This is a genomic window from Pseudomonas sp. 1 (assembly GCF_056626735.1).
In genome coordinates, this window is record NZ_JBWXMQ010000010.1 from 59468 (window position 1) to 77348 (window position 17881).

The window sequence follows — 17881 nt, forward strand, 5'->3', positions numbered from 1 at the left end:
GTGAATCCTTTAGCTGAGGTCGCGGTGGCGAACCTGGACGTTCTTCAGGGTCTTCTGCAGCGCCTGGCCAAGACGTTCGGTCAGGTAAACGGAGCGGTGATGCCCGCCGGTGCAGCCGATGGCAATGGTGACATAAGCGCGGTTGCTCGCCGCAAAGCGCGGCAACCATTTGTACAGATACGAGTAAATGTCCTGGTACATCTCCTCGACCTCCGGCTGCGCCGCCAGATACTCGGCGACCGGCTGATCGAGACCGGATTGTGCGCGCAGCTCCGGTTTCCAGTACGGATTCGGCAGGCAGCGTACATCGAACACCAGATCCGCATCCACCGGCATGCCGCGTTTGAAACCGAACGACTCCACCAGAAACGCAGTGCCCGGCTCAGGCTGGTTCAGCAGGCGCAGCTTGATGGTGTCGCGCAGTTGATAGAGATTGAGGTTAGTGGTGTTGACCTTCAGATCGGCCAGATCGGCGATCGGGCCCAGCAGGGCGGTTTCGTCGTTGATGGCCTCGGCCAGCGAGCGGTTGGCATTGCTGAGCGGGTGACGACGACGGGTCTCCGAAAAACGTTTGAGCAATGTTTCGTCATCGGCATCCAGGAACAGGACATCGCACTGGATGTGCCGGCTGCGAACTTCCTCGAGCAGCTCTGGAAAACGTGACAGATGGCTCGGCAGGTTGCGGGCGTCGATCGAGACAGCCACCAGCGGCTGGAGCATTTCGGTATGCACCAGCGCGCGCTCGGCGAGATCCGGAAGCAAGCCGGCAGGCAGGTTGTCAATGCAGTAGTAGCCATTGTCCTCAAGGACATCCAGGGCAGTACTCTTACCCGAGCCGGAACGGCCACTGACAATGATCAAGCGCATGATTACGGCCTGTTCTGTTCTTCCAGTACAACCTGGTACAAGGCTTCGTTGCTTGGTGCGCTACGCAGTCTGTCGCGCACATCCTTGCGGTCGAGCATGCTGGCGATCTGGCGTAAAAGCTCCAGGTGAGCATCGGTGGCGGCTTCCGGCACCAGCAGGACGAACAGAAGGTCCACAGGCGCGCCGTCGATAGCGTCAAAATCGATAGGGGCGTCAAGGTGCATCAGCGCACTGATCGGCGCTTCGCAGCCCTTGAGGCGGCAGTGGGGAATGGCGATGCCGTTGCCAAAACCGGTGGAACCCAGTTTTTCACGGGCAATCAATGCCTCGAAGACATCTTGCATCTCCAGATCCGGGACTTCCCGGGCGATCAGGTTGGCAATTTGTTCGAGGGCTTTCTTTTTACTGCCGCCCGGCACGTTCACCAGGGAACGGCCGGGGGTCAGGATACTTTCAAGTCGGATCATGGGGGTGGGGGTTATCGACCGGTAGCGCCCTGAAGCAGGCTCTGGGTCTTTTCCTTATGCTTTTTGAGTTGTTTATCAAGCTTGTCGGTCAGCGCGTCGATCGCAGCGTACATGTCAGTATGTTCCGCGTTAGCGACGACTTCATTGCCGGGAATATGCAGCGTGGCTTCGATTTTCTGCTTCAGCTTTTCGACGCACATCGTGACTTGCACGTTGGTGATCTTGTCGAAATGTCCCTCAAGCCTCTTGAGCTTTTGCTCAACGTACTCACGGAGAGGTTGGGTAACTTCCAGTTGGTGTCCACTGATGTTGACTTGCATACAGCTTCTCCTTCGTTGCCAGTGCATAAAGCGGCAGGCCGAAGAGCCTGCCACTGGAACGCTGTAACGTGGCTTACATCAACCGCTTGCGTTCGCTCGAAGGCGCGATCCCGAGGGATTCGCGGTACTTGGCGACGGTGCGGCGAGCCACCTGAATGCCTTGTGCCTCCAGTAAACCAGCGATCTTGCTGTCACTCAACGGCTTTTTCTGATTTTCCGCGGCAACCAGTTTCTTGATGATCGCGCGGATCGCCGTGGAAGAGCATTCACCGCCTTCGGAGGTGCTTACATGGCTGGAGAAAAAGTATTTCAGCTCATATATGCCCCGCGGGGTATGCATGAATTTTTGCGTGGTCACTCGGGAAATTGTCGACTCGTGCATGCCCACTGCTTCAGCGATGTCATGCAGGACCAGCGGCTTCATGGCTTCGTCGCCGTACTCCAGGAAGCCGCGCTGATGCTCGACGATCTGGGTGGCAACTTTCATCAGGGTTTCGTTGCGGCTCTGCAGGCTCTTGATGAACCAGCGGGCTTCCTGCAACTGATTGCGCATGAAGGTGTTGTCGGCACTGGTGTCGGCACGACGTACGAAACCGGCGTACTGGGCGTTGACCCGCAGACGCGGCACTGATTCCTGGTTCAGCTCCACCAGCCAGCGTTCGTTGTCCTTGCGTACGATGACGTCAGGCACCACGTATTCGGCTTCGGTCGACTCGATCTGCGAGCCGGGGCGCGGGTTGAGGCTCTGCACCAGTTCGATGACCTGGCGCAGTTCGTCTTCCTTGAGCTTCATGCGGCGCATCAGTTGGCTGTAGTCGCGACTGCCGAGCAGGTCGATGTAATCGGTAACCAGGCGCTTGGCTTCGGCCAGCCAAGGGGTCTTGGCCGACAGCTGGCGCAATTGCAGCAGCAGGCATTCGCCCAGGTTGCGCGCGCCGATGCCGGCCGGTTCGAACTGCTGGATGCGGTGCAGGACGGCTTCGATCTCGTCCAGCTCGATATCGAGTTCCGGATCAAAGGCGTCGAGGATTTCTTCGAGGGTTTCGTCGAGGTAGCCCTGATTGTTGATGCAATCGATCAGGGTGACCGCGATCAGGCGATCGGTGTCGGACATCGGTGCCAGATTCAATTGCCACAGCAGGTGGCTTTGCAGGCTCTCGCCGGCGGAAGTGCGGGTGGTGAAGTCCCACTCGTCATCATCGCTGCTCGGCAGGCTGCTGGCACTGGTCTGATAGACGTCTTCCCAGGCGGTGTCGACGGGTAGATCGTTGGGGATTCGCTCGTTCCATTCGCCGTCTTCGAGGTTATCGACTGTCGGCGCGGTCTCCTGATAGGAGGGTTCCTGGATCTCGGTGTTGGGCTTCTGCTCGGCGTTGTCGGCCATGGGATCGGAGTTGTCGAAGTCGTCGCCGTCTTCCTGGCGTTCGAGCATCGGATTGGATTCCAGAGCCTCCTGGATTTCCTGCTGCAGATCCAGGGTCGACAATTGGAGCAGGCGGATGGCCTGTTGCAGCTGCGGTGTCATCGTCAGCTGCTGGCCCATTCTCAAGACTAGCGATGGTTTCATGGCAGGGGCTTAACACCTTTTTCGCCGGCGCTATGCGCCATCCACTACAGGGCGCCGGGGCGCCAAACTTAAGCAAATTATATGCCTGAAACTGTCGTGTTTGCCTAGAGCGCTGTAACAATAAAAGCGTATAAAAAAGCGCTTCAACGTTACAGCACCCGAACGGCTGATCGAATGCCGTCTTGCTTACAGGCGGAACTCGTGACCCAGGTAGACTTCCTTCACCAGATCGTTGGCGAGGATGGTCGCGGAGTCGCCTTCAGCGATCAACTGGCCGTCGTTGACGATGTAGGCGGTTTCGCAGATATCCAGCGTCTCGCGGACGTTGTGGTCGGTGATCAGTACACCGATGCCCTTGGCCTTGAGGTGGTGGATGATCTGCTTGATGTCGCCGACCGAGATAGGGTCGACACCCGCGAACGGTTCGTCGAGCAGGATGAACTTCGGTGCCGTGGCCAGTGCGCGGGCGATTTCCACCCGGCGGCGCTCACCACCGGACAGGCTCATGCCAAGGTTGTCGCGGATGTGGCTGATGTGGAATTCCTGCAGCAGGCTTTCCAGCTCCTTGCGACGACCGGCCTTGTCGAGTTCCTGGCGGGTCTCGAGGATGGCCATGATGTTGTCGGCGACCGACAGTTTGCGGAAGATCGACGCTTCCTGCGGCAGATAGCCGATACCAGCCTTGGCGCGACCGTGCATCGGCTGGTGGCTGACGTCCAGATCGTCGATCAGTACGCGACCCTGATCGGCCTGGACCAGGCCGACGATCATGTAGAAACAGGTGGTCTTGCCGGCGCCGTTCGGGCCGAGCAGGCCGACGATCTGACCGCTGTCGATCGACAGGCTGACGTCGCGCACGACCTGGCGGCTTTTATAGGCCTTGGCCAGGTGCTGAGCTTTCAGAGTTGCCATTACTGGGTTTTCTCGTCGGTTTTCTTCTTCGGCTGGATCACCATGTCGATGCGCGGACGCGCTTCGGTGACCTTGCTGCCAGTGGCTCGACCGGCGCTGGCCAGTTTTTTCACCGTGTCATAGACGATTTTCTCGCCTTGAGTGGTGTTGTTGTCCTTGTCGACGACTTTGGCCTTGTCGATCAGTACAACGCGGTTCTGCTGTGCGTGGTACTGAATGGTCACGCCCCAGCCCTGAACGGGTTTGGTGTCGCCGGCAGTCTGCAACTGTTCGAAGTAGGCGAGGTTGCCAACCGAAGTCACGACGTCGATGTCGCCGTTGGGCGCACGGGTCATGGTCACGGTGTTGCCTTTGACGACCATCGAACCCTGGGTGATGATCACGTCGCCTTTATAGGTGGCAACGCCGTTCTTGTCGTCCAGCTGGGCATCGTCGGCCTGAATGCGGATTGGCTGCTCTTGATCGTTCGGCAGAGCCCAGGCGCTCACGCTTCCCAGTGCTGCGCCCAGACTGAGCAAAATAGGGAGGGTTTTAACGAGCCTCATACTGTCCTCTTACGTTCGATAGCAGGTGTATCCTGCTTTCCTTCAAATACGCTTTCATTCCTACGCCAGTCGATACACCGCCAGCGCCGTCGATTCTAACGGGTTGCTGGGTCTGCGCATATTGCTGCTGCGGGAACACCGTCATGCGAGTGGAGGTGATCAGGGTATCGCGGTTCTTTTCGTCGGTGCGCTTGACGCGTACCGAGTCGATCAGTTCGACCTCGGTGCCACCGGAGTTCACTTCGCCGCGTTCACTGGTTACGTGCCATGGAAAATCGGTGCCACGGAACATGTTCAGATCGGGCTTGGTGACCAGTGTAATGTCGGTCGCCTTGACGTGCTCAGCCTTGTCGGACGTCATTTCGTACTGCACTTTGCCGTCTTCGAGGTACTGGATCGTGTGTGTATTGGTCGCATACCAGTCGATCGGGCTTTCCTCTGCCGAAACCGGCGGTTTGTCGAGGAAGCGCTCCGGGCTGATGTTCCAGTAGCCGACCGCACCGAAAATCGCTGCGATGCAACCGAACAGCAGGATGTTGCGAAACTTTTTGCTAAACATGGTTGGACTCACAGGTACGCGTTGTTGGCGGCGTCGAGGCTGCCTTGGGCGCGCAGGATCAGTTCGCAGAATTCGCGGGCGGCACCTTCGCCGCCCCGGGCCTGGGTCACGCCATGGGCGTGCTCGCGCACGAATGCAGCGGCGTTGGCTACGGCCATGCCCAGCCCCACGCGGCGGATCACCGGCAGATCCGGCAGGTCGTCACCGAGATAGGCCACTTGTTCATAGCTTAGGCCCAGTTGCTCCAGAAGACCGTCGAGAACGACCAGTTTGTCTTCGCGGCCCTGAAACAGGTGCGCAATGCCGAGGTTTTTTGCCCGGCGCTCGACCACCGGAGTCTTGCGACCGCTGATGATGGCGGTCTGGACGCCGGCGTTCATCAGCATCTTGATGCCCTGGCCATCGAGCGTATTGAAAGTCTTGAACTCGCTGCCGTCTTCAAGGAAGTACAGGCGACCGTCGGTGAGGACGCCGTCGACGTCGAAAACCGCCAGTTTGATGGCTTTGCCGCGTTGCAGCAGATCGTTGCTCATTTACATCACTCCTGCGCGCAGCAGATCGGAGAGGTTGAAGGCGCCGACCGGGCGATCCTCTTCATCCACGACAACCAGTGCGTTGATTCGGTGGTCTTCCATGATTTTCAGGGCCTCGGCGGCGAGCATCTCGGCGCGGGCGGTCTTGCCGTGCACGGTCATCACCTGGTCGATGGTGGCGCTGTGGATATCGATGCTGCGATCCAGGGTGCGACGCAGGTCGCCGTCAGTGAAGATCCCGGCCAGTTTGCCGTCCGCTTCAAGAATGACGGTCATGCCCAGCCCCTTGCGGGTCATTTCCATCAATGCATCCTTGAGCAGGGTGCCGCGCTGTACCTGCGGCAGTTCCTGACCGGCGTGCATGACATTCTCCACTTTAAGCAGCAGGCGCCGTCCCAGCGCGCCGCCCGGGTGGGAAAAGGCGAAGTCTTCGGCGGTGAAGCCGCGCGCTTCCAGCAGCGCCACGGCCAGGGCGTCGCCCATGACCAGTGCGGCGGTGGTCGAGGAGGTCGGCGCCAGGTTCAGCGGGCAGGCTTCGTGCTCGACGTGCACGTTGAGATTGACCTCGGCAGCCTTGGCCAGCGGCGATTGCGGATTGCCGGTGACGCTGATCAGCTGGATGCCCAGGCGTTTGATCAGTGGCAGCAGGGTAACGATTTCGTTGGTGGAGCCGGAGTTCGACAGGGCCAGAATCACGTCGTCACGGGTGATCATGCCCATGTCGCCGTGACTGGCCTCGGCCGGGTGCACGAAAAACGCCGGGGTGCCGGTGCTGGCCAGGGTCGCGGCAATCTTGTTGCCGATGTGTCCGGACTTGCCCATGCCGACCACGACAACACGGCCCTTGCTGGCCAGAATCATCTCGCAAGCGCGTACGAAATCGGCGTCGATATGGGGCAACAAGCCTTGTACGGCTTCCACTTCGAGGCGGACGGTGCGTTGTGCCGATTGAATCAGGTCGCTGGTTTGGCTCATGTCAGAAATCGTATAGCCCGATGAAAAGGCGGCGATTATAGCGGTTATGTTGAAAAGCCTCACGCAAGTTCGTCGTGCTTTGTCATTCCTTGTTGCCAAAACTCTGTAAATAAGGCTTCAAGCCCTTCAAGTCGCAGAATGCAGGCCGGTGCAGGCCTTGGGCGCTTGCCCTTTGCAGTGATATAGTTCGCCGCCAGTTCGGCCTGCCCGGGATGTAGGGGCTTTCCTCCAGAAAGCCAGGTGTCCGAGTGAGAGGCTGCATCGCAAGGAGTTTAGATGAGTGCCGATAACGCCTACGCGGTCGAGCTGAAGGGAGTCTCCTTCAAGCGCGGTGCGCGGAGCATTTTCAATAACGTCGATATCCGCATCCCGCGCGGCAAGGTCACCGGCATCATGGGGCCTTCCGGGTGTGGCAAGACCACACTGTTGCGCCTGATGGGCGCCCAGTTGCGGCCATCCAAAGGCGAGGTCTGGGTCAACGGCCAGAACCTGCCGAAGCTGTCGCGCAGCGATCTGTTCGATGCGCGCAAACACATGGGCGTGCTGTTTCAGAGCGGTGCGCTGTTCACCGATCTTGATGTGTTCGAGAACGTCGCCTTTCCGCTGCGGGTTCATACCGATCTGCCGGACGAGATGATTCGCGACATCGTGCTGCTCAAGTTGCAGGCCGTGGGCCTGCGCGGTGCGATCGAGCTGATGCCTGATGAGCTGTCTGGCGGCATGAAACGTCGTGTCGCCCTGGCCCGGGCCATTGCCCTCGATCCGCAGATCCTGATGTACGACGAACCGTTCGTCGGCCAGGACCCGATCGCCATGGGTGTTCTGGTTCGCCTGATCCGGCTGCTCAATGATGCCCTGGGAATCACCAGTATCGTGGTGTCGCACGATCTCGCCGAAACCGCGAGCATTGCCGACTACATCTATGTGGTCGGTGATGGCCAGGTATTGGGGCAGGGCACGCCGGATGAACTGATGAGCTCGGACGATCCGCGTATCCGCCAGTTCATGACCGGTGAACCCGACGGCCCGGTGCCGTATCACTTTCCAGCGCCGGATTACCGCGCAGATCTTCTGGGGAAGCGCCGCTGATGCGCAGAATTACTTTAATGGAGCGTGTGCGTCGTTTCGGCCTCGCCGGCATCGACAGCGTCGCAGTGTTCGGGCGTTCGACCCTGTTCCTGTTTCATGCCTTGCTCGGGCGGGGCGGCATCGGCGGCGGTTTTGGTCTGCTGGTCAAGCAGTTGCATTCCGTCGGCGTGATGTCACTGGTGATCATCGTGGTGTCCGGGATCTTCATCGGCATGGTGCTGGCGCTGCAGGGCTTCAACATCCTGTCGAGCTATGGCTCGGAGCAGGCTGTAGGGCAGATGGTGGCGCTGACCCTGCTGCGTGAGTTGGGGCCGGTGGTGACCGCGCTGTTGTTCGCCGGTCGTGCCGGTTCGGCGCTGACGGCGGAAATCGGCAACATGAAGTCCACCGAGCAGCTGTCCAGCCTGGAAATGATCGGGGTCGACCCGCTCAAGTACATCATCGCCCCGCGTCTGTGGGCCGGCTTCATTTCCCTGCCGGTGCTGGCGATGATTTTCAGCGTGGTCGGCATCTGGGGCGGTTCGTGGGTCGCCGTCGACTGGCTGGGCGTCTACGAAGGTTCCTACTGGTCGAACATGCAGAACAGCGTGAGCTTCGGTGACGATGTGCTCAACGGCATCATCAAAAGTGCAGTATTCGCTTTTGTCGTCACCTGGATCGCCGTATTTCAAGGCTATGACTGCGAACCCACTTCCGAGGGAATCAGCCGTGCCACCACCAAGACCGTGGTTTACGCCTCGCTGGCAGTACTCGGCCTGGACTTTATTCTGACCGCTTTGATGTTTGGAGATTTCTGATGCAAAACCGCACCCTGGAAATCGGTGTCGGCCTGTTCCTGCTGGCAGGGATCCTGGCTTTGTTGCTGCTCGCTTTGCGGGTCAGTGGCCTTTCTCCGACTTCGACCACCGATACTTACAAGCTTTACGCGTATTTCGACAATATCGCCGGTTTGACGGTCAGAGCCAAAGTGACCATGGCGGGTGTGACGATCGGCAAGGTCACCGCGATCGATCTGGACCGCGACAGCTTCACCGGTCGGGTGACCCTGCAAGTGGATAAAAGCGTCGACAACCTGCCGACCGACTCCACAGCATCTATCCTGACTGCGGGTCTGCTGGGCGAGAAATACATCGGTATCAGCGTGGGCGGGGAAGACACCCTGCTCAAGGATGGTGGAACCATCCACGACACGCAGTCGTCTCTGGTACTGGAAGACCTGATCGGTAAATTCCTGCTCAATACCGTTAGCAAAGACGCCAAATGAGGAGCTTTTGAATGATCTCTACCTTGCGACGTGGCCTGTTGGTGTTGCTTGCGGCGCTGCCGCTGGTGGCTAACGCCGTGGCGGTACAGTCGGCGCACGATCTGGTTCAGGACACCACAAACCGGATGCTCGCCGATCTGTCGGCCAATAAAGAGAAGTACAAGCAGGATCCACAGGATTTCTACACGGCGCTGAACACCATCGTCGGCCCTGTGGTAGATGCCGAAGGCATTTCCAAGAGCATCATGACGGTCAAGTATTCGCGCAAGGCAACCCCGGCGCAGATGAAGACCTTCGAGGAAAACTTCAAGCGCGGCCTGTTCCAGTTCTACGGCAATGCGCTGCTCGAGTACAACAATCAGGGCATTACCGTTGATGCGCCCAAGGACGAGTCTGGCGACCGCACCAGCGTCGGCATGACCGTCAAGGGCAACAACGGCGCGATCTATCCGGTGTCGTACACCCTGGAGAAGATCAACGGCGAGTGGAAACTGCGCAACGTCATCATCAACGGCATCAACATCGGCAAGCTGTTCCGTGACCAGTTCGCCGACGCGATGCAGCGCAATGGCAACGACCTGGACAAGACCATCAACGGCTGGGCCGGGGAAGTCGCCAAGGCCAAGCAGTCGGCCGAGCAGAACGAGAAGCCTGCCCAATGACCGAGTCGGCCATTCGTCTGGATGAAGCCAGTGAGCTGCAGCTCAGTGGCGTGCTGGATTACCGCACCGCGCCCGATCTGCGCGAGCAGGGCCGGGCGCTGATCAAGTCGTGCAATGCCCCGGCATTGGTGATCGATTGCTCGGCGGTGGAGAAGTCCAGCAGCGTCGGTCTGTCGCTGCTGCTGTGCTTCATTCGCGATGCGAAGGCCGCCGGCAAGGCGGTCAGTATTCGCGGGATGCCCGAAGACATGCGCGAAATTGCTCAGGTCAGCGAGCTGACCGAGCTTTTGGCGCAACCCTGAATCCGCATCAATAGAGAAGCCCCCCGTCAGAGTCCTGCGCAGCGGGGTTCGCAGGCGCGGGGCTTTTTTGTATGATGTCCGACCCGTGCGCACAGGGCGCCGATTGAGGTTGAGCATGCAGGCCGTAGAAGTGAAGAGCTTCCTTGAAGGAAAGCTGCCAGGAACGCTGGTGGAAGTGGAAGGCGAAGGCTGCAACTTTCAGCTGAACGTGATTAGTGATGAACTGGCGGCGTTGAGCCCGGTCAAGCGTCAGCAAAGCATCTATGCCCATTTGAACCCTTGGATCGCCGATGGCAGCATCCACGCGGTCACTATGAAATTTTTCAGCAGCGCGGCCTGGGCCGAGCGCACCTGAGCCCTAGGGCGTCGAGATTCTTATGGATAAATTGATAATTACCGGTGGCGCTCGTCTTGATGGCGAGATCCGCATCTCCGGGGCGAAGAACTCCGCCCTGCCGATCCTGGCCGCCACCCTGCTGTGCGATGGCCCGGTTACCGTTGGCAACCTGCCGCACCTGCACGACATCACCACCATGATCGAGCTGTTCGGTCGCATGGGCATCGAGCCTGTGATCGACGAAAAGCTCAGCGTCGAAATCGACCCGCGCACCATCAAGACCCTGGTCGCTCCGTACGAGCTGGTGAAAACCATGCGCGCCTCGATCCTGGTACTGGGTCCGATGGTTGCGCGTTTCGGTGAAGCCGAAGTCGCACTGCCTGGCGGCTGCGCCATCGGTTCGCGTCCGGTCGACCTGCACATCCGTGGCCTGGAAGCCATGGGCGCGGTCATCGACGTCGAAGGCGGCTACATCAAGGCCAAGGCGCCTGAAGGCGGCCTGCGTGGCGCGCACTTCTTCTTCGATACCGTCAGCGTGACCGGTACCGAGAACATCATGATGGCCGCTGCTCTGGCCAAGGGCCGCAGCGTGCTGCAGAACGCCGCTCGCGAGCCGGAAGTCGTCGACCTGGCGAACTTCCTCAACGCCATGGGTGCCAAGGTATCCGGCGCCGGTACCGACACCATCACCATCGACGGCGTCGAGCGTCTGGGTTCGGCTTTCTATAAGGTCATGCCTGACCGTATCGAAACCGGCACCTACTTGGTGGCCGCTGCGGTCACCGGTGGCCGCGTGAAGGTCAAGGACACTGATCCGACCATCCTTGAAGCCGTTCTGGAAAAACTCCGTGAGTCCGGCGCAGAAGTCACCACCGGTGAAGACTGGATCGAGCTGAACATGCACGGCAAGCGCCCGAAAGCGGTCAACGTGCGCACTGCGCCGTACCCGGCGTTCCCGACCGACATGCAGGCGCAGTTCATCTCGCTCAACGCCATTGCCGAAGGCACCGGTGCCGTGATCGAGACGATCTTCGAAAACCGCTTCATGCACGTGTACGAACTGCACCGCATGGGCGCCAAGATCCAGGTTGAAGGCAATACGGCCATCGTGACCGGTACCGAAATCCTGAAGGGCGCGCCAGTGATGGCAACCGACCTGCGGGCCTCGGCCAGTCTGGTGATCTCGGCCCTGATGGCCGAAGGCGATACCCTGATCGACCGCATCTACCACATCGACCGTGGTTACGAATGCATCGAGGAAAAACTGCAGATGCTGGGCGCGAAGATCCGTCGCGTTCCGGGCTAGTCGCTGCATCTGGACACAGGGAAGTGTCCGTTGAATTCGTTTTGATCGGGGGTGGCAACGCCCTCGATGTATGTCCGGCGCCGATTGCGACCGGACATGAGTACCTTGATAAGGACTGACGTTTCCCATGTTGACCATCGCACTGTCCAAGGGCCGCATCCTTGACGACACCCTGCCGCTTCTCGCCGAAGCGGGCATCGTGCCGACCGAGAATCCGGACAAGAGCCGCAAGCTGATCATCCCCACGACCCAGGAAGACGTTCGCCTGTTGATCGTGCGGGCCACCGACGTGCCGACCTATGTCGAGCATGGCGCGGCCGACCTCGGCGTTGCCGGTAAAGACGTGCTGATGGAATACACCGGCCAGGGTCTGTACGAGCCGCTGGATCTGCAGATTGCCCGGTGCAAGCTGATGACTGCCGGCAAGGTCGGCGCCGTCGAGCCCAAGGGCCGCCTGCGCGTCGCCACCAAATTCGTCAATGTCGCCAAGCGCTACTACGCCGAGCAGGGCCGTCAGGTCGACATCATCAAGCTTTATGGCTCGATGGAGCTGGCACCGCTGATCGGCCTGGCCGACAAGATCATCGACGTGGTCGACACCGGCAACACCCTGCGCGCCAACGGCCTGGAGCCCCAGGAACTGATCGCCACGATCAGCTCGCGTCTGGTGGTCAATAAAGCTTCGATGAAAATGCAACACGCCCGAATCCAGGCGTTGATCGACACCCTGCGCAAGGCAGTGGAGTCTCGACACCGCGGCTGATGTACCTGCGCGACGTTAAGTCGCGCCCGTCTATCCGCCTCATAGCCAGAATCTCAGGTGCCCAAGCGGATCGAATGGTAATTTCGGGCGCCTGAGTTTTTTGCCATTCCTATGAGGCTCTCGCTATGACCGCACCGACTGCAATTCGCCGACTCAACGCTGCTGACCCGGATTTCGCGCATCATCTGGATCATCTGCTGAGCTGGGAAAGTGTGTCTGACGACTCGGTCAATCAGCGGGTGCTGGACATCATCAAGGCTGTGCGCGAGCGCGGTGACGCGGCGCTGGTCGAGTTCACCCAGAAATTCGATGGCCTGGAAGTCACTTCGATGGCGGACCTGATCCTGCCGCGCGAGCGCCTGGAACTGGCCCTGACCCGCATCACTGTCCCGCAACGCGAAGCGCTGGAAAAAGCGGCGGCCCGCGTGCGCAGCTATCACGAAAAACAGAAGCAGGATTCCTGGAGCTACACCGAAGCCGACGGCACGGTGCTGGGCCAGAAAGTCACGCCACTGGATCGCGCCGGTCTGTACGTGCCGGGCGGCAAGGCGTCGTATCCGTCATCGGTATTGATGAACGCGATTCCGGCCAAGGTTGCCGGCGTGGCCGAAGTGGTCATGGTGGTGCCGACCCCGCGCGGTGAAGTCAACGAACTGGTGCTGGCAGCAGCGTGCATTGCCGGTGTTGACCGGGTGTTCACCATCGGTGGCGCGCAAGCCGTTGCCGCGTTGGCCTATGGCACCGAAAGCGTGCCGCAGGTGGACAAGGTTGTCGGCCCGGGCAACATCTACGTCGCCACTGCCAAGCGTCACGTGTTCGGTCAGGTCGGCATCGACATGATCGCCGGCCCGTCGGAAATCCTCGTGGTATGCGACGGCCAGACCGATCCGGACTGGATCGCCATGGACCTGTTTTCACAGGCCGAGCACGACGAAGACGCCCAGGCAATCCTGGTCAGCCCGGACGCCGAATTCCTCGACAAGGTTGCCGCCAGCATCGACAAACTGCTGCCGACCATGGATCGCGCCACCATCATTGAAACCTCGATCAATGGCCGTGGCGCCCTGATTCACGTGCGCGACATGGCCCAGGCCATCGAAGTCGCCAACCGTATCGCCCCGGAACACCTTGAACTGTCGGTCGCCGACCCGCAGGCCTGGCTGCCGCAGATCCGCCACGCCGGCGCGATCTTCATGGGGCGTCACACCTCCGAAGCGCTGGGCGACTACTGCGCCGGTCCGAACCACGTGCTGCCGACCTCCGGCACTGCGCGTTTCTCCTCGCCGCTGGGCGTGTATGACTTCCAGAAACGTTCGTCGATCATCTTCTGCTCCGAGGCCGGTGCTTTGGAACTGGGCAAGACTGCATCGATCCTGGCCCGTGGCGAATCCTTGAGCGCCCACGCGCGCAGCGCCGAATACCGCATCAAAGACGACGTGAAGGGGAACTGAACATGAGCAAATTCTGGAGCCCGTTCGTCAAGGATCTGGTGCCTTACGTGCCGGGCGAGCAGCCGAAGCTGACCCGTCTGGTCAAGCTCAACACCAACGAAAACCCGTACGGCCCGTCGCCAAAAGCCTTGGCGGCGATGCAGGCCGAACTCAACGACAACCTGCGTCTGTATCCGGATCCGAACAGCGACCGGCTGAAAAACGCTGTCGCCGAATACTACGGCGTGCAGAGCAATCAGGTGTTCCTCGGCAACGGTTCGGATGAAGTGCTGGCGCACATCTTTCACGGCCTGTTGCAACACGATCAGCCGATCCTGTTCCCGGACATCAGCTACAGCTTCTATCCGGTCTACTGCGGTCTCTACGGCATCACGTTCGACGCGGTGCCGCTGGATGCGCAGTTCCGGATCAACCCGGCCGACTACGCCAAACCGAACGGCGGGATCATCTTCCCCAACCCGAACGCGCCGACCGGTTGCCTGCTGGCGCTGGAAGCGGTCGAGCAGATCCTCAAGGCCAGCCCGGATTCAGTGGTGGTGGTCGACGAGGCCTACATCGACTTCGGCGGCGAAACCGCGATCAGTCTGGTCGAGCGTTATCCGAACCTGCTGGTCACCCAGACGCTGTCCAAATCCCGTTCGCTGGCGGGCCTGCGGGTCGGTCTGGCGGTCGGCCATCCGGATCTGATCGAGGCGCTGGAACGGATCAAGAACAGCTTCAACTCCTACCCGATCGATCGCATGGCCAATGTCGGCGCGGCGGCAGCGTTCGAGGATCGCGAGTACTTCGACAAGACCTGCGCACTGGTCATAGAGAGTCGCGAGTGGGTGGTTGCGCAGTTGCAGGCCAAAGGTTTTGAAGTGCTGCCGTCAGCGGCCAACTTCATCTTCGCCCGGCATCCGCAACACGATGCGGCGGGGCTGGCGGCCAAACTGCGTGAGCAGGGCGTGATCGTGCGCCACTTCAAGCAGGAGCGGATTGCCCAGTTCCTGCGGATCTCGATCGGCACGCCGGAACAGAATCAGGCGTTGATCGACGGTCTGGGCGAACTCTGAAACGACGCTGATCCCTGTGGGTTCAGTCCCGCAGGGATCAGCGCTGGTTTATTCGTGATGCGGCTCGCCAAGGAACGTCAACGAACTGAACAACCCTCTGCTGCTCACCTCTGCACTGTCCTTCACCGGCACTTCCACCTGCGCCGCAATCACATTCAATCCCTCATTACGCACCAGCACCTGAGCGCGGCCGTCCTTGTCGGTTTCAGTGCTCAAGGTATTCGGCGCGCTGCGGTAGTCACCGATCAACTTCACGCCCGCGGCCGGTTTGCCATCCAGCAACACCCGCACCGGCAATGATTTCCCCGGGCCGACGGTCAGCGGATCGACCTCCGGCAAAATCAGCAATTTGATCTGATCCAGTTTGGGCAACTTCGCTCCGGGCTGATAAATCGCCAGGCTGTACTTGAGGGTCTCGGTCGACTCGATGGCTCCCGGGACTTTGCTACGCCCCTCGTTGACCCATTTCTTGTCGGCGGTTTGCGACCACATGCCGTTGTTCAGGGCCACGGCCATCACCGCCGGCGGTTTCAACGGTTGCAGGCGGGCGTGATCTGCCAGGCGCTGCACGCTGACGGGAATCATCTTGCCGCTTGCGTCATAGGCCCACGCTCCGCTGACTTTCTGCGGTTTGAACGCATTGTCCTCGGCACCGTGGCCGTAGACGACTTCGATATTGCCGCGCCGTTGTTCGGTCCACAAACCATGGGCCGAGGCGTGAGTGGCGAAGAGCGCGGCGATGAACAGCAGGGATTTGCCGTATTGCATGGAGACGTCCTTTTACAGGTTGAGTGTCAGGCTGACCGTGAAATTGCGCGGCTCGCCGGGGTTGACCCAGTAGTTGCTGTACGAGCGCTCGTAATACTTTTCGTCGAACAGGTTGTTCAGGTTCAGGCCGACGGTGATGTTGTCGCTGGCCTTGTAATGGGCCAGCAGGTCAACGGTGTGATAGGCCGGCAGCTCGAAATCGCTGCCGGACTCACCTGAGCGGTCACCGACGTAAGTGAACGCCGCGCCGATATCCGAGCCGCGCAAGCGGCCGTCCTGAAACTCGTAGACACCCAGCAGGCTGCCGCTGCGTTTGGCGACCCCGAGGATGCGGCTACCGGCGGGGATCGCGGCATCCCCCTTGGTCACTTCGGCGTCGATCCAGGCGAAAGCGCCGATCACCCTGACGGCGTCGGTGACTTGCCCGGTGACTTGCAGATCGAAACCCCGGCTGCGGGCCTTGCCCATGGCGCGGCTGGTGTCGGTGCCCGGGTCGAGGGCGAGGACGTTTTCCTTGTCGATATGGAAGAAGGCGAGGGTGCTGCTTAACCGTTCGTCGAACAGCTCGTTCTTGATGCCGATTTCGTAACCCACACCTTCTTCCGGATCGAAGGATTTGCCAGCCGCATCGAGGCCGTTGTTCGGTTTGAATGAGGTCGAGGCGTTGGCGAACAGGCCGGTGTCCGGTGTCAGTTGATAGAGCAGGCCGGCACGTTGAGTGAGCGCATCGTGGGTCTGGCGGCTGGTGCTGTTGCGGCTGTGGTCATCGATGGTTTGCTCAAAGTGCTCCAATCGCGCCCCGATCATCCCACGCAGTTTTTCGCTGAAGACGATTTGATCCTGCAGGTTCAGCGCAAGGCTATCGACGTGTTCGAAGAAGTCCGTGCCGGAGCGTGCACCGTTGGGTTTGGGCTGGCCGTATACCGGGTTATAGATATCGATGGCGTAAGGCCTGCCGGCGATGTTGGTGACGCGCTCGTTCTTGCGGAAGTTCTCGTACTCGCTGCCGATCAGCAGTTCATGCTGCCAGGTGCCAAGGTCGAACAGACCGCGCAGTTCCAACTGGGTGATGCTGTCGTGCCAGTTGGTATCGCGTTCGCGATAGCGGCGGTTGACTGAGTGGCCATCGGCATTCAAAGGACGGCTTTCAGAGGCGAATCCCCAGAGTTTGCCTTCCTTGTAGTGGCTGGCCAGGCGCAGTTTCCAGGCATCGTTGAGGTGGTGCTCAAGCGTGGCTTGCAGTCTGTTGTTGTGGTTGTCGATGTTGCCGTCGTTCGGTTCACCCAGGAATGTCGAACGCGAGACGCCGCTCCATTTATTGTTTGGCGCAACAATGCCGCGGTCGAAGGTCGAGCTATGACGTACGAATTCGCTCTCCACCAGCAGGCTGGTGTCCGGGTTCAACTGCCAACTGAAAGAGGGGGCGACGAATACACGTTTACTGTCGACGTGGTCGCGAAAACTGTTGTTGTCCTCGACCGCGAGGTTGATCCGCGACAGCACATCTCCCTGATCATCCAGCGGCGTGTTGACGTCCAGCGCGGTGCGATAACGATCCCAACTGCCGGCACTGGTTTGCAGGGTAGTAAACGCTTCGGGCTGCGGTTTTTTGGTGACGATGTTTACCGTGCCACCCGGATCGCCTCGGCCGTACAGGCTGGCGGCTGGTCCTTTGAGCACTTCGATGCGCTCGATGTTGGCAGCGTCGGGTGTGCTCGGGTAGCCACGGTTGGCGCTGAAGCCGTCCTGGTAAAACTCGGAAGTAGTGAAGCCGCGCACACTGTATTCGTAAAGCGTCAGGCCGCCGAAGTTGTTTTGCTTCGACACGCCACCGGCGAATTCCAGCGCACGTTCGACGCTGGTACTACCCAGATCCTTGAGTACGGTGGCGGGCACCACGCTGATGGCCTGTGGAATATCGCGGATTGCGGTGTCGGTTTTGGTGGCGCTGGACGAGCGCGTAGCGCGGTACCCTTTGACCGGACCGGTAGGGGATTCGTAATCGGAGGTGACGCTGATGGTATCGAGTTCAAGCGTTTGCGGTTCATCGGCAAACACGGGATCGCCAAGCAGGCCAAGGGTCAGGCCGAGCAGAGAAGCCTTTTTTCGAGACGACATGTTATGTTGTTCCAATGTATT

At 60.0% G+C, this 17881-nt stretch carries 21 protein-coding genes; 10 read left to right on the forward strand and 11 right to left on the reverse strand.

All coding sequences use genetic code 11. From position 1 onward, the window contains the following. Nucleotides 1-9 precede the first annotated feature (9 nt). From rapZ to AC1MDC_RS16510, 9 genes are all read right to left on the reverse strand, one after another. Entirely contained in the window at nt 10-867 is an 858-nt protein-coding gene (rapZ, locus tag AC1MDC_RS16470; RefSeq protein WP_480393352.1) for an RNase adapter RapZ, read from the reverse strand. Nucleotides 868-869: 2 nt separating this feature from the next. After that, the gene (gene ptsN, locus AC1MDC_RS16475; protein ID WP_007953580.1) at nt 870-1334 is read right to left on the reverse strand and encodes a PTS IIA-like nitrogen regulatory protein PtsN; all 465 of its coding nucleotides are present in this window, start codon (nt 1332-1334) and stop codon (nt 870-872) included. An 11-nt stretch (nt 1335-1345) separates the two neighbouring features. Further along, nucleotides 1346-1654, reverse strand: coding sequence for a ribosome hibernation-promoting factor, HPF/YfiA family (gene hpf / locus AC1MDC_RS16480; protein WP_007953578.1), 309 nt, complete (start codon nt 1652-1654; stop codon nt 1346-1348). A 73-nt stretch (nt 1655-1727) separates the two neighbouring features. Next, nucleotides 1728-3221, reverse strand: a complete 1494-nt coding sequence (locus AC1MDC_RS16485; protein WP_085698462.1) for an RNA polymerase factor sigma-54 — start codon at nt 3219-3221, stop codon at nt 1728-1730. Nucleotides 3222-3407: 186 nt separating this feature from the next. Then, nucleotides 3408-4133 (reverse strand): LPS export ABC transporter ATP-binding protein, encoded by a 726-nt coding sequence (gene lptB / locus AC1MDC_RS16490; RefSeq protein WP_007953572.1) that lies wholly within the window; start codon nt 4131-4133, stop codon nt 3408-3410. After that, the gene (gene lptA, locus AC1MDC_RS16495; RefSeq protein WP_085698463.1) at nt 4133-4678 is read right to left on the reverse strand and encodes a lipopolysaccharide transport periplasmic protein LptA; all 546 of its coding nucleotides are present in this window, start codon (nt 4676-4678) and stop codon (nt 4133-4135) included. Before lptA ends, lptB begins: the two co-directional genes overlap by 1 nt. Beyond that, nucleotides 4665-5237, reverse strand: coding sequence for an LPS export ABC transporter periplasmic protein LptC (gene lptC / locus AC1MDC_RS16500; protein WP_007953568.1), 573 nt, complete (start codon nt 5235-5237; stop codon nt 4665-4667). Before lptC ends, lptA begins: the two co-directional genes overlap by 14 nt. A gap of 8 nt (nt 5238-5245) precedes the next feature. After that, nucleotides 5246-5770, reverse strand: coding sequence for a KdsC family phosphatase (locus AC1MDC_RS16505; RefSeq protein ID WP_085698464.1), 525 nt, complete (start codon nt 5768-5770; stop codon nt 5246-5248). Beyond that, nucleotides 5771-6745 (reverse strand): KpsF/GutQ family sugar-phosphate isomerase, encoded by a 975-nt coding sequence (locus AC1MDC_RS16510; RefSeq protein ID WP_085698465.1) that lies wholly within the window; start codon nt 6743-6745, stop codon nt 5771-5773. A gap of 276 nt (nt 6746-7021) precedes the next feature. Here AC1MDC_RS16510 and AC1MDC_RS16515 point away from each other — a divergent pair, with 276 nt between their 5' ends. From AC1MDC_RS16515 to hisC, 10 genes are all read left to right on the forward strand, one after another. After that, nucleotides 7022-7834 carry an ATP-binding cassette domain-containing protein gene (locus tag AC1MDC_RS16515; protein WP_007953564.1) on the forward strand — a complete coding sequence of 271 codons (813 nt, stop codon included), beginning with the start codon at nt 7022-7024 and terminating at the stop codon, nt 7832-7834. Continuing rightward, entirely contained in the window at nt 7834-8631 is a 798-nt protein-coding gene (gene mlaE, locus AC1MDC_RS16520) for a lipid asymmetry maintenance ABC transporter permease subunit MlaE (protein WP_007953561.1), read from the forward strand. The genes AC1MDC_RS16515 and mlaE overlap by 1 nt, the downstream gene beginning before the upstream one ends. Further along, entirely contained in the window at nt 8631-9098 is a 468-nt protein-coding gene (gene mlaD / locus AC1MDC_RS16525; RefSeq protein ID WP_085698466.1) for an outer membrane lipid asymmetry maintenance protein MlaD, read from the forward strand. Before mlaE ends, mlaD begins: the two co-directional genes overlap by 1 nt. An 11-nt stretch (nt 9099-9109) precedes the next feature. Further along, nucleotides 9110-9760 carry an MlaC/ttg2D family ABC transporter substrate-binding protein gene (locus AC1MDC_RS16530; RefSeq protein ID WP_085698467.1) on the forward strand — a complete coding sequence of 217 codons (651 nt, stop codon included), beginning with the start codon at nt 9110-9112 and terminating at the stop codon, nt 9758-9760. After that, the gene (locus AC1MDC_RS16535; protein ID WP_085698468.1) at nt 9757-10062 is read left to right on the forward strand and encodes an STAS domain-containing protein; all 306 of its coding nucleotides are present in this window, start codon (nt 9757-9759) and stop codon (nt 10060-10062) included. Before AC1MDC_RS16530 ends, AC1MDC_RS16535 begins: the two co-directional genes overlap by 4 nt. Nucleotides 10063-10177: 115 nt before the next feature. Continuing rightward, nucleotides 10178-10417 (forward strand): BolA family protein, encoded by a 240-nt coding sequence (locus AC1MDC_RS16540; protein WP_039769303.1) that lies wholly within the window; start codon nt 10178-10180, stop codon nt 10415-10417. 22 nt (nt 10418-10439) lie between these two features. Further along, entirely contained in the window at nt 10440-11705 is a 1266-nt protein-coding gene (murA, locus tag AC1MDC_RS16545) for a UDP-N-acetylglucosamine 1-carboxyvinyltransferase (protein ID WP_085698469.1), read from the forward strand. Nucleotides 11706-11832: 127 nt separating this feature from the next. Then, complete coding sequence (hisG, locus tag AC1MDC_RS16550; protein WP_065260859.1) at nt 11833-12468, forward strand: ATP phosphoribosyltransferase; 636 nt, start codon at nt 11833-11835, stop codon at nt 12466-12468. Between the two features lie 125 nt (nt 12469-12593). Then, a complete protein-coding gene (gene hisD / locus AC1MDC_RS16555; protein WP_480393353.1) occupies nt 12594-13919 on the forward strand; it encodes a histidinol dehydrogenase in 1326 nt (441 codons plus the stop codon). 2 nt (nt 13920-13921) lie between these two features. Next, nucleotides 13922-14974: a histidinol-phosphate transaminase gene (hisC, locus tag AC1MDC_RS16560; protein ID WP_085698471.1), complete on the forward strand. Its 1053-nt coding sequence runs from the start codon at nt 13922-13924 to the stop codon at nt 14972-14974. Nucleotides 14975-15022: 48 nt separating this feature from the next. Here the strand turns inward: hisC and AC1MDC_RS16565 are convergent, their stop codons facing one another. Beyond that, the gene (locus AC1MDC_RS16565; RefSeq protein WP_234206472.1) at nt 15023-15742 is read right to left on the reverse strand and encodes a DUF4198 domain-containing protein; all 720 of its coding nucleotides are present in this window, start codon (nt 15740-15742) and stop codon (nt 15023-15025) included. 12 nt (nt 15743-15754) lie between these two features. Continuing rightward, a complete protein-coding gene (locus AC1MDC_RS16570; RefSeq protein ID WP_480393354.1) occupies nt 15755-17860 on the reverse strand; it encodes a TonB-dependent siderophore receptor in 2106 nt (701 codons plus the stop codon). Nucleotides 17861-17881: the final 21 nt, after the last annotated feature.